Source organism: Veillonella parvula (assembly GCF_040097785.1).
Lineage (GTDB): Bacteria > Bacillota > Negativicutes > Veillonellales > Veillonellaceae > Veillonella > Veillonella parvula_D.
Genome location: NZ_JBBNNS010000001.1, coordinates 12,373 through 24,412, shown reverse-complemented (window position 1 = coordinate 24,412; position 12,040 = coordinate 12,373). Strand labels below are relative to the sequence as shown.

9 protein-coding genes are annotated in these 12,040 nt (G+C 38.1%); all 9 read right to left on the bottom strand.

Annotated elements, in window-relative coordinates; all coding sequences use genetic code 11:
* Positions 1-381: 381 nt before the first annotated feature.
* Positions 382-2,499, bottom strand: coding sequence for a polyphosphate kinase 1 (gene ppk1, locus AAA071_RS00110; protein WP_008600549.1), 2,118 nt, complete (start codon positions 2,497-2,499; stop codon positions 382-384).
* Positions 2,489-4,054 carry a Ppx/GppA phosphatase family protein gene (locus tag AAA071_RS00105; protein WP_024060206.1) on the bottom strand — a complete coding sequence of 522 codons (1,566 nt, stop codon included), beginning with the start codon at positions 4,052-4,054 and terminating at the stop codon, positions 2,489-2,491. Before AAA071_RS00105 ends, ppk1 begins: the two co-directional genes overlap by 11 nt.
* Positions 4,054-5,601 (bottom strand): exopolyphosphatase, encoded by a 1,548-nt coding sequence (ppx, locus tag AAA071_RS00100; RefSeq protein ID WP_008713600.1) that lies wholly within the window; start codon positions 5,599-5,601, stop codon positions 4,054-4,056. The genes AAA071_RS00105 and ppx overlap by 1 nt, the downstream gene beginning before the upstream one ends.
* Positions 5,602-5,823: 222 nt before the next feature.
* The gene (locus tag AAA071_RS00095; protein ID WP_008713599.1) at positions 5,824-6,594 is read right to left on the bottom strand and encodes a TatD family hydrolase; all 771 of its coding nucleotides are present in this window, start codon (positions 6,592-6,594) and stop codon (positions 5,824-5,826) included.
* Positions 6,594-8,540 carry a methionine--tRNA ligase gene (gene metG, locus AAA071_RS00090; protein ID WP_120054606.1) on the bottom strand — a complete coding sequence of 649 codons (1,947 nt, stop codon included), beginning with the start codon at positions 8,538-8,540 and terminating at the stop codon, positions 6,594-6,596. Before metG ends, AAA071_RS00095 begins: the two co-directional genes overlap by 1 nt.
* Before the next feature lie 34 nt (positions 8,541-8,574).
* Positions 8,575-9,423, bottom strand: coding sequence for a 16S rRNA (cytidine(1402)-2'-O)-methyltransferase (gene rsmI / locus AAA071_RS00085; protein ID WP_349233988.1), 849 nt, complete (start codon positions 9,421-9,423; stop codon positions 8,575-8,577).
* On the bottom strand, positions 9,413-10,138 hold the full coding sequence (locus tag AAA071_RS00080) for a tRNA1(Val) (adenine(37)-N6)-methyltransferase (protein ID WP_120054604.1): 726 nt from the start codon (positions 10,136-10,138) through the stop codon (positions 9,413-9,415). The genes rsmI and AAA071_RS00080 overlap by 11 nt, the downstream gene beginning before the upstream one ends.
* On the bottom strand, positions 10,131-10,976 hold the full coding sequence (locus AAA071_RS00075; RefSeq protein WP_012864130.1) for a PSP1 domain-containing protein: 846 nt from the start codon (positions 10,974-10,976) through the stop codon (positions 10,131-10,133). Before AAA071_RS00075 ends, AAA071_RS00080 begins: the two co-directional genes overlap by 8 nt.
* Positions 10,977-12,017 (bottom strand): DNA polymerase III subunit, encoded by a 1,041-nt coding sequence (locus AAA071_RS00070; protein WP_120054603.1) that lies wholly within the window; start codon positions 12,015-12,017, stop codon positions 10,977-10,979.
* Positions 12,018-12,040 lie beyond the last annotated feature (23 nt).

The following is a 12,040-nucleotide window of genomic DNA, read 5'->3' as shown; positions in this document are numbered from 1 at the left end:
ACAACCTGTCAAACGCCGTAAGTTAACAATAAGGCAAAATCCTTTATAAATACTGAATTTATAACAGTTTGTATTTTGTATTTTTTAATGAAAGTCCACTGTATGCGTACATATCGATATTTTTAAATACTATACAATATATTCCGAATTGTGTACATATATACAACACTAATACCACATATAGTATATACAGATTTTTTATTACTAAATTTGTATTTTTATGTGTTTTTCAATTGTTACCAACATTTTCTAGAACACTCAAAACTTCACTTTGTCCTCATTTTTAAATGTATAAGAAAGTAAAAAAGCCCATATAATGGGCTTTTTATATGTTATGTAATTGTATTAAAATTCATTACCTAATATATTAAGATTTCTTCATCATCTATTCATTTTTAACATTGGTTGTAACCGTTCAATGACCGTCATTGACTCTCTGTGTTCATGCTCAATAGCAGCTTTCATTAGTTCCTCTTGAGCAGATATAGGATTCTCTCGATCATTGATTTTATGATACGAACCATCTGCTCTCATAAAATGAGCTTTTAATGTATCATCTAAATATAAATCTAAAATACTTTTTACCCGTTCTTTATGGCGTTTATCTTCAATAGGAATCATAAGCTCTACACGTTCATTCAAATTTCGAGGCATCCAATCTGCACTAGATAGGTACAGACTTTCATTCCCTCCATTACGGAAGTAGAACAAACGATGATGTTCAAGAAAACGCCCCACAATAGAGCGTACTGTGATATTATCACTAACACCGGCAATGCCAGGACGAAGCGTACAAATACCACGCACGATAAGATCGATACGAACTCCAGCAGAAGAAGCTTCATACAACTTAGCAATGACCTTTTTATCGAGCAGAGAATTCATCTTACCAATGATATAGGCTTCTTCCCCATTCTTAGCAAACTCGATTTCACGGTCAATAAGTTCCATAATTTTTTCACGTAAATTTAAAGGCGCTACAATAAACTTATTCCAAATCGGTGGGTCAGAATATCCAGAAATCAAGTTAAAGAAACGTGACGCATCATCACCATACTCATCATTACAAGTAAATATACCACAATCAGTATACATGCGAGCTGTTTTACCATTATAGTTTCCCGTTGCTAGATGGACATACCGCCTAATACCATCGGTTTCCCGGCGTACCACCATAGTAATTTTAGAGTGTGTCTTAAGACCTTTTAAACCATAAATAACATGACATCCCGCTTTTTCGAGTCGACGAGCCATATGAATATTGTTTTCTTCATCAAACCGCGCCTTAACCTCCATAAGGACGGTTACTTGTTTCCCATTATCTGCCGCTTTTATTAAGGACGCAATAATCGGAGAATCCCCACTAACGCGATATAATGTTTGTTTAATAGCCAATACATCAGGATCTATAGCTGCTTGTGCAATAAATTGCTCAACCACTGCAAAAGATTCAAAGGGATGATGAACAAAAAGATCTTGCTTCCCAATAATAGAAAATAAGCTATCACCTTCATGATCAACTAATTCACTAGGAATCTTAGGATCAAACGGTTCATATCGGAGCTTATCATAACCAGGATAGTTACAGAAATCAAAGTACATACGGCAATCCAAATGTCCATCAATGCGATATACGTCCTTTTGCTCTAATTCTACACTTGTAAGAACAAAGTCTAATAAGTGATCCTTTATCTCTCCACAAACTTCAAGACGTACCGCATCACCACGACGGCGACGCCGCAAGGATGCCTCTACTTCAGATAGCAAATCTGTTGCTTCTTCCTCATCTATTTCAAGGTCTGCATCACGTGTAATACGGAAAACCATATAATCTTCAATACCATAACCTTGGAAAAATTGATTTGCATAATAAGTAATGACATCTTCTAGATAAACAAATCGATGTTCCTTATTGCCACGGCTTGGAACTTCAATGATTCGATCTAATACAGATGGTATTGGCAAGATAGCAATCTTGTAATCCTTAGTCCCATCCTCTTGTATTTGAAAGATACGTACAATTGCATTAATGGTATGATTTGTTAAAAATGGAAATGGGTGCCCCGAGTCAACAGCCAATGGTGTTACTACGGGGTATATATGTTCCTCAAAATAATGGCGTAGCCAGGCTTTTGTTTTTACATCTAGTGTATCAGGATGGGTAAAGAAAAAGCCATGAGCCTCTAGTTCAGTCAATACATTATTTAAATACGTGCTTTGCATGGAAACAAGACGTTGTACAGATTCATCAATCGCCTTTAATTGTGCTTTTGCATCCATATGAGCCGCATCATATTTAACAATGCCATTCACAACTTGATGGCGTAAGCCAGCCACTCGAATCATAAAAAACTCATCTAAATTAGAACTAGCAATAGCAATAAAACGCAACCGCTCCAACAGCGGAGTATTTGGATCTATGGACTCTAATAGTACACGCTGATTAAATTTTAGCCAAGATAATTCACGATTAAAATAATATTTAGCATTACTGAACATGGCGGTCACCTCCTCTTACAAGCATAAGTTCCATACCAAATACTTCTGTAAAATATTCAGCATCTCGATTAAACGTCCACCATTCTAAAGAAATATCCTCATTAGTGCGACAGAATACATACAATACATTATCGCGCTCTTCCAATATAACATCTGAGATTTTTTGGTTACTCCCTGCATCGAGAGCACAGGCCACACGAATGATAGCTACTAACTTTGTAACTTGAATCTTTTGTAATTCTGTCAAGGAATTAAAATATGTATCATCATCAGATGGAGTTCCCTTATAGTGATAAAATACGACATTTGCAACTACTTGTTTTTCTTCTTCTGAAAGCCCGAAAATATCCGTGCCCATCACAATATGATACGCATGCTCTCCATGGTTTCGTAAATTAACAAACTTCCCTACAGAACATAATATAGCTGCAATGCGGCATAAATAACCCCACCGCTCCGGTAAACCTTTATGGCGTAATGTTTTACAGAATAAAGAGCTGAAACGTTCCACCTCAGCATCATGAATGCTGTCAGTATGATATCTAGCGGCAACAGCACGAGCTAGCTGAGCATTTTGCTCACGCAATTGATACATAAAAGGATTATTTTCCGCCTCAACTCCATAAAACCAGCTTATTCCTTGCGAGAAGGAGAAGCTACTAAAAATCAACGATTTAGGCTCTATAGCCGTTATAATTTCATTAAACAAAATCATAGTAGGCATCAAAATATTGGCCTTATATTCAGGTAGTCTATATCGATTGATCAACTTAGTGGCCGTTACACCATCAAAGGATTTGATGAACCCCTTAAAACGTTCTGGTTCAATGGTAATAATATCATCCTTATTACTGCCATCTCCCATGAGGCGCGCCATATATTGAGCTTCATCGCCTGATAAAATGACACTATTAATATTGAAAGTTTTAAGCTCTTCCCGCAATGGGCCTATCATGCGATGTAAATACTCGGTAATAGCCATTGGAAACGATGTAGAGGAACGTTGGTTGCGATTAAAAGATTCCATAACACGCAAAGATCCGCTATGCATATTGCGCTGGAATAATAAGCTTTCACCACGCCAAACGGTTAAACCTACACCACCAGAAGTGATATCAAGAAATAATGTTGCCTTTGTAGGATCCGTCAAGCGGTACTGATTAGTCATCTTGTAATATAGCAGGGCATATTTGTAATACACCTCTTTAGGCATGTCGATAACCTCAACACGCATACCTGTTTGAATATAAATTTGGTCGAGAATACTACGACGATTAGCGGCTTCACGTATTACAGTAGTACCATATAATCTAGAGCGACTCACACCGTAATCGGCCATTAATTGTTTATATCCCTTTAGGATATGACAAATTTCCTCAATTGTTTCAAAACTCAAACGAGAGGTTTGGAATAATTCTTCCCCAAAGGTTACCTCCCTAGCTGCATAATCTATAACGCGTACATCATCGATGCCCTTGTATTCTAAAATAGTAATACTCATGCTACTGGAGCCTACATGTAGCACTGCATATCGTAATGCTTTTGGTAATGTCATTATGCCTCCTTACGAGCTTCCTTCCACTCTATTTCTAATGTTTTCTTGAATTCTTTTTTAAAAGATTTTCCTAATTTCTCTACAGCCGCTTTTGTGACACTTATATCGCGACCGTTCAAATAGGTTACTACTAATAGTACACTAGTATATTTTAGATTCACGGATAAATGGCGAATGAATTGTTCATGACTTTCATCAAGAGCTTCAGCCAAGGCTAAAATAATAGATATTTTTTGTCCTAACAAACGCTGTTCTTGATCTAACAATTTACCGTATAAGAAGTTTTTATACTCTTTTGGCGTCAAACCATGAGAATTCATAACAAGGAACGCACTGAAAGCTTGTTCAACATGGGAAAGCCCATATAAATTACTATTGACAAGCATATAGCAGCCGTGTCGGGCATGACTATAATAATTAATCCGTTTACCAATATCATGTAATAAGCTAGCCGCAATCAAACAACGTCTTGTATTTTTATCAGCTCTATGAAGTGGTTCTAATTCATCATACAGTTTAATAGCTAAATCTGTAATATATTTAGCATGAACTAACTCATGTTTAGTCATACCTAATAATACATTCTCTGCAGAATGTACTAAAATATCATCAATAATAGAGTTACCACCTAAGTAGTGTGCTCCATAATAGTCATAAAATAAACCTTCTCGCAAACCACACCCACCAACAACGAGTGTTTTAGTATTTACGTAGTTAAATAATTCTTCTACGATAGTAAGGCCGGCAATAATAATATCAGCGCGCTCCGATGATAAACCACTAATCTTTTTGCGTTCCTCTAGAGTTTTGCCTTTTACTTCTTCCAAAATTTCATGAAATCTATGATATGGAATTTCATAATTATGTAGCTTTGTAATAGGATAAGATAACTTGCGTTGATCCATTTTAGCAATATTACGAGCAGTGCCACCGATACCAAGAAGCGGTAATTTCACATTGCGAAGCCATGTATGTTCCTTAATCGTTTTCTTTACAACTTTCGTCAGTTTATCAAGTTCTTTAGGAGTATATTCATCCCCCTTCTGATATGTGCCTGTTAAGGTAAGGGCCCCTATCGGCAAGCTCACCGATTTTGTAATATGACGATTTCGTACAAGGGTTATCTCGGTACTGGCACCACCTAAATCAAAAATAATAAAATCCTTAAGTCCAATGGTATTGATAACGCCAAGAAACCCCAGGCGAGCCTCTTCTTCACCAGCAATACATTCTAAATCCAAACCCGTTCGTTCTTTTACGGATTTAATAAAAGTATCCCCATTTTTAGCCAAACGTACTGCTGCGGTAGCAACAGCTTTAATCGTATTTGCCTCCATTGCATCAGCCATGTGTACAAAACCTTTTAGAGCACGCAAGGAACGTTCCATGGCTTCTTCGGTCAATTCGTGAGTTCCCCACATATTCTCACTGAGACGCACACTTTCTTTTTCTTGATATATCAGTCGATAACTACCAGTCTTAGAAATTTCATATATGACAAAACGAACTGAGTTCGATCCTAAATCTATAAATGCAATACGTTTCATGTTGCTATCCTCATCTTACTTCTGTTCAGTCTGAATATACTTTAGTATACCATAGAAAAACGCGATTCTCACCGATAAGGGAGAACCGCGTTTTATAATTTATAATTTATAATTCTAATTTACTTTTATCGTGTATTCTAATACTTTAGCATAGAAAATCTTAGTGATTAGAATCCAACAAATATTTTATTCGCTAATAATCTTATGAACTAGTTTCTACATTTACTCGATGCCAAATACTCGTTTACCATTATTAAAAGCAATTTCACAAAACTCATCTACATCGAGCCCTTTAAGGCTTGCAATTTCTTCTGCCACAAACTGAGTTTTACTTGGATCATTTCGACGGCCTCTAAATGGTGGTGGTGTCAAATACGGTGAATCGGTTTCAATGAGGATTCGTTCTAATGGCACTTGTCTTGCCACGTCCTTAAGATTTGTAGACTTAGGAAATACTACAGGACCTGCAAAGGAAATATAAAAGCCCATTTTAATGGCTTCTTTTGCCATCTCCCAGCTACCAGAATAGCAATGGAAAATGCCCCAGTTATCCTTCCCTTCATTGCGCAAGATATTCATAATATCACCATGTGCATCGCGGTCATGGATAATAATCGGGAGATCTACTTCACGAGCAAGCTCTAACTGACGAATAAATACGCGTTTTTGTGTTTCACGGTCAGAAAAATCATAGTAATAATCTAGTCCAATTTCACCAATAGCACGTACCTTATCATTGTTAAGAGCTTGTTCCTTATAAAACTCGTAGTCTTCTTCTGTAAAGTCCTTTGATTCATGGGGATGAGTCCCTACAGCAGCATATAATTGATCGTACTGTTTAGCCAAAGCTAAACCAGACTCAACGGTACCTCTGTCAACACCAGGAATCATAATATATTCTACACCTGTATCAAAGCAGGCTTGTAACATCTCATTACGATCATTATCAAAGCGCCCATCATTCACATGAGCATGTGTATCAAAAAGTTTCATTATTTAACCACACTTCCTGCCGGTAATGATTCGATATTTGTTACCTCTAAATGTTCTTCCCAATCAGAGGCGGACAAAATCATACCATAAGACTCGATGCCCATCATCTTTTTAGGAGCCAAGTTAGACAAATAAATTACCTTTTTACCAACCATAGCCTCCGGTTCATAATATTGGGAAATACCACTTAATACTGTGCGTTCTTCAATACCGATATCCAATACAAATTTCAACAACTTCTTGGACTTAGGCACTTTTTCACAGCTTATAACTTTAGCTACACGAAGATCGAGTTTCTCAAAGTCATCATAGGTAATATTTTCTTTTAATGGTGGAATATTAGATGTATCTACAGCTTCTTCAACTTCTTCTGTAACAACTACATCTACCATTTCAGGAACTTCAAAACGTGGATAGATAGGCTCACCTTTTACAACTTTAGTACCTGTTGCCAATAATCCCCAAGTTTTAGCATCTTCCAACGTAGCCACTTCAAAACCTGTAAGCCCTAATTGTTCCCAGATTTTTGGAGCTCCTACAGGAATTACAGGGCTTACCAAGATGGCAATGATACGCAATGCCTCTGCCAAGTGATACATAGCAGATTGCAAGCGCACTTTATCATGAGCATCTTCAGATTTAGCCAATACCCAAGGCATTGTTTCATCAATGTATTTATTCATGCGACCAATAAAGGACCATACAGTTTTGATAGCTTTATTAAGCTCCATATTTTCCATCGCCGCTTCAAAATCTTTTGCAGTTTGAACGGCTAATATAGATACATCACGATCTAAATCATCCATATCATCGCATTTTGTAATCACACCACCATGGTATTTTTCAATCATCGCAATAGTACGGTTTAATAAGTTACCTAAATCATTAGATAAATCTGCATTAATTTTTGTAACGAAGTTAGGTAACGTAAAGTTGCCGTCATTACCTAACGTAATCTCGCTTAATAAGTAATAACGCAAAGAATCTGCACCATATGTATCAATCAATGGGATTGGATCGATTACGTTCCCCAAGGATTTACTCATCTTTGTACCATCTACAATCATCCAACCGTGTCCAAATACCTTTTTTGGTAATGGCAACTCAAGGCTCATGAGCATCATAGGCCAAATAATAGTATGGAAACGTACGATTTCCTTACCTACTAAATGGAGATCTGCAGGCCAGTATTTTTTATATAGTTCACCATCACCATCAAATGGAGAGAGTGCACTAATATAGTTCACTAATGCATCGAACCAAACATATACTACATGTTTAGGATCAAATGGAACCTTGATTCCCCAATCAAAGGATGTACGAGACACCGCCAAGTCTTCTAGACCTTGCTTTACAAATTGAATCATCTCATTACGTCGAGATTCAGGCTGAATAAAGTCAGGATTCTCTTCAATAAACTTAAGCCATTGATCCGTATATTTACCGAGTTTGAAGAAATAACTTTCCTCTTTAACACGCTCTACAGGGCGACCGCAATCCGGACAAGTATGATTAGGTCCTAGCTTCTGCTCTGTCCAAAAAGTTTCGTCTGGTGTACAATACCAGCCTTCATATTCGGCTTTGTAAATATCGCCCTTCTCATAAGCTTTTGTAAATAACGCTTGAACAACCGTTTCATGACGTTCATCGGTAGTCCGAATAAAATCGTCATTGGAAATATGCATTTTTTCCCACAATGCTTTAAAACCATTTACAATATTTGTAGTATATTCAAGAGGCGTAATGCCTTGTGCTTCTGCAGCGCGTTGAATTTTTTGGCCATGTTCATCAGAACCGGTCAAGAAACGTACATCATAACCAGCCAATCGCTTAAAACGAGCAATCGTATCTGCTACAGATGTACAATATGTATGACCAATGTGCAACTTAGCACTTGGATAATAAATAGGTGTCGTAATATAATACGTTTTCTTTGTGTCTCCCATGATGAGCCTCCTTCTAACCTTCGAATGGGAAGGTTTAACGTTCTACAATATTATATACATCCCGGCGGGAAACGTTAAAACGCTTTGCCACCTGGCGAATAGCTTCTTTTTTAGGTACCCCTGTATCTACAAGGGCTTGCACAGCCTCTTCATAAGATACTGGTTCATCCAACACTTCACTAGTATCGGACTCCACTGTGTCAGCACCGCCTACGATGAGGACGAATTCACCTTTATAGGTGAGCTGTTCTAAATCCTTCACAAGGCTTTCCAAATCGGTGCGTACAAAGGTTTCAAACTTCTTCGTCAATTCCCTTGCCACCACAATGGAACGATTGCCAAAGGCTTCATACATATCTTGTAACACCTCTTGCAATCGATGTGGTGCTTCATAAAACAGCAAGGTTCCCATCACTTGTGAAAGTCTTTTTAATTCTTCAACCCGATGTTTACCCCGTTTAGGTAAGAACCCTGCAAAGGTAAAGGATTTAGTATCTAAACCTGATGCAATAAGCGCTGTTAACGCTGCATTAGCACCTGGCAAAGGTACTACAGTTATGCCTTCTTCAATAGCCTTTGTTACAAGGTCTGCCCCTGGATCAGAAATAGCAGGCATGCCTGCATCACTGACACAAGCTACCGACTGTCCTTCTAATAAGAGACCTATAATATAGGCCCCCTTCTCCTCCTTATTATGTTCATGATAAGAAATCAAAGGCTTTTTAATATCAAAATGTTTTAACAATATGCCCGTATGACGCGTATCCTCAGCCGCGATAGCATCTACCTCACCCAAAATACGAACAGATCGATACGTCATATCTCCTAAATTACCAATCGGTGTAGGCACCAAGTATAAGGTGCCCCATTCATTATCGTTCATACCAAGAGGACACCTCCTTCGTGTACACATTCGTTTTTTTGTAAACGATGAGTGGTGGCTCAAGTACAAGACCTGCCTGACCTTGAAAAATAGACTCTATCAAAACTAATTTTGCCGGTTTATCTAGCATACCATGAACAAACCGAATTCGTTTTGCTTGAAAGTTAAACCTTTCTAGTTCATGTAATACATATTGCAACCGACTAGCACTATAAATCATCCACAAGCGACCTTTACATTTAATAAAGGACTGTACCGCTTTCAGAACATCACATAAAGTTGTATGTCCATCATGAAGTGCTAAATTACGCTCTTCAGATGTAGGCTTTGCACCGCTTTCACAATCATAAAAAGGGGGATTAACAATAACACCATCAAAAGGCTTATCTTGTATATCGCGATATGTCATATGCCGATAATCACCACATAACATATTTACCACATCTTGTTTACGATTATGTTCTACGTTACGCTTAGCCAACTCAACGAGAGTTTCATTAATTTCTATACCTGTAATATGACCTGCCCCTAATGACGTACCTATAAGCGGCATAACCCCTGTCCCAGTTCCAAGATCAACATAGCTATGACGACCATTAAATCGGCAAAAATGAATGAGTGCTATAGCATCAAATGAAAAGCGAAACATATCAGAACGCTGGTAAATCTGTAAGCCATCGATAATTAAATCATCAAGTCGTTCTTGATCATTCATCAGGCAATGCCACCTCGGACCATTTTAAATCGATAGTACGACCAGCTTCAAGCTGTACCTTTACAGTATGTTTGTGATGATTTACCTTTAAAACTTTACCAACACCTTCGTCAGTAACAACATCCTTTCCAATACCTGGAGGAGCTACCTCTTGTGGAACTTGTGGACGTTCCTTTTTTACATAAAGATCGCCACCTTTTTTATATAAATCATCTTCGTAGTTAAGACAACACATCAATCGACCACATACACCAGAAATTTTCGTAGGATTTAAACTCAAATTTTGATCCTTTGCCATGCGAATCGATACAGGCGTAAAGTCACCTAAGAAATTTGAACAACACAAAGATCGACCACAAGCACCAATACCATTTAGTACTTTAGCCTCATCACGGACACCCACTTGGCGTAACTCGATGCGTGTTCTAAATATAGTTGCCAAATCTTTAACAAGCTCACGGAAATCGATACGACCATCCGCAGTAAAGAAGAATATAATCTTATTCATATCGAATGTATATTCCACATTGATGAGTTTCATCGGTAACTTGCGTTTTTCAATTTTTTCGAGACAAATTTCAAAGGCTTTTTCTTCGCGCTCTTTATTTTTCTCGATTTGTTTCAAATCCTTAGAGGTTGCCTGTCTAATAACAGGTTTCACAGGGGCAACAACAGAATCTTCAAAGACCTCTTTTGGTCCAATCACAACTGTGCCGTATTCTACACCACGAGCTGTTTCAACGATAACTCCATCCCCAACGGATAGTTCTAATTGTTCAGGCTGAAAATAATAAATCTTTCCCGCCTTTTTAAAGCGTACGCCAACTATGGTTAGCATTTAATCCTCCTCCCGAGCATCATGAAGGGCGATACAGAGACCGTCCACCACGAGAGCGGTTTTTATATGTAAGCGCAAAGCCCGTTCTGCTTGCAATGTTTCGGTAATAACCTCTGACAATGCTTGCATGGACCAGCGCGGTAATAATCGTAATAATTGAGTCTTGTACATAGGTACTTGTAATTGCGTGTCTTGAGCCCCGATTTTAAGAGCCATCATATCTCTACTTATAAGGCGTAACCAGTGCATCAATTCCGTTAGATTTTCACGAGATAAGCTTTCACAAGCTAAGGAAATCATAGAAAACCATCGTGTTTCAAAAGCTAATATGTCCATCACCTTAACGGCTAACTCTAGCATTTCAATGCGACCTTGTGTCGCCAGTTTTTCCACCAATTGTGGATTACCATGACCAGCTAATAAAGCCTGTTCTATATCACCGGTAATTCCACGTGCTACAAGAGCGGTGCGAATCGTATCTACATCAACACTGTTAAAACCAACTCCCATACATCTAGAAATGATGGTAGGCAATACGGTGTTAATCTTGTTCGTAATAATGATGAAGTACACCTGTTCAGGTGGCTCTTCAATGGTTTTTAGCATAGCATTTGCCATAACTGCATTGGCTGTGTGAAAGTCCTCCACAATGACAACGCGGTTCCCATTGCCCGCCACAGACAGATGATCTTGTAATAATGAATACCACTGCTCTACCTTTAAGGTTGTTTTCATAGGGCGAATCCAAAAGGCATCACCCTTATCCATATAGATAGGTAATCCTTCGGCTTCGATACGCTTTTCCGTATCCCCATTTGCTAAACGGGCTTCCTTAACCTCTGCTAAATAAGATTCCCCCTTAGGTTGAGAGAATACTTGACGTCCTAGTAATAAAGACGCTAGGCCTATGGCCATATCTAGCTTGCCAAGACCAGATTCGCCATAAAACAAGAGACTATGAGGTAATGCATTACGACTTACAAGTTCAGATAGGTGTGCCTTAATCGAATCTTGACCAATTATAGAATCAAAATATGTCATAGCGCCTCCTATCAATACATGCT

What these genes read in the sequence shown, in the direction of transcription:
- AAA071_RS00105 (WP_024060206.1), bottom strand. Translation starts at nt 4,054, where the DNA reads ATGACATTACCAAAAGCATTACGATATGCAGTGCTACATGTAGGCTCC.
- AAA071_RS00070 (WP_120054603.1), bottom strand. Translation starts at nt 12,017, where the DNA reads ATGACATATTTTGATTCTATAATTGGTCAAGATTCGATTAAGGCACAC.
- ppx (WP_008713600.1), bottom strand. Translation starts at nt 5,601, where the DNA reads ATGAAACGTATTGCATTTATAGATTTAGGATCGAACTCAGTTCGTTTT.
- metG (WP_120054606.1), bottom strand. Translation starts at nt 8,540, where the DNA reads ATGGGAGACACAAAGAAAACGTATTATATTACGACACCTATTTATTAT.
- ppk1 (WP_008600549.1), bottom strand. Translation starts at nt 2,499, where the DNA reads ATGTTCAGTAATGCTAAATATTATTTTAATCGTGAATTATCTTGGCTA.
- rsmI (WP_349233988.1), bottom strand. Translation starts at nt 9,423, where the DNA reads ATGAACGATAATGAATGGGGCACCTTATACTTGGTGCCTACACCGATT.
- AAA071_RS00080 (WP_120054604.1), bottom strand. Translation starts at nt 10,138, where the DNA reads ATGAATGATCAAGAACGACTTGATGATTTAATTATCGATGGCTTACAG.
- AAA071_RS00095 (WP_008713599.1), bottom strand. Translation starts at nt 6,594, where the DNA reads ATGAAACTTTTTGATACACATGCTCATGTGAATGATGGGCGCTTTGAT.
- AAA071_RS00075 (WP_012864130.1), bottom strand. Translation starts at nt 10,976, where the DNA reads ATGCTAACCATAGTTGGCGTACGCTTTAAAAAGGCGGGAAAGATTTAT.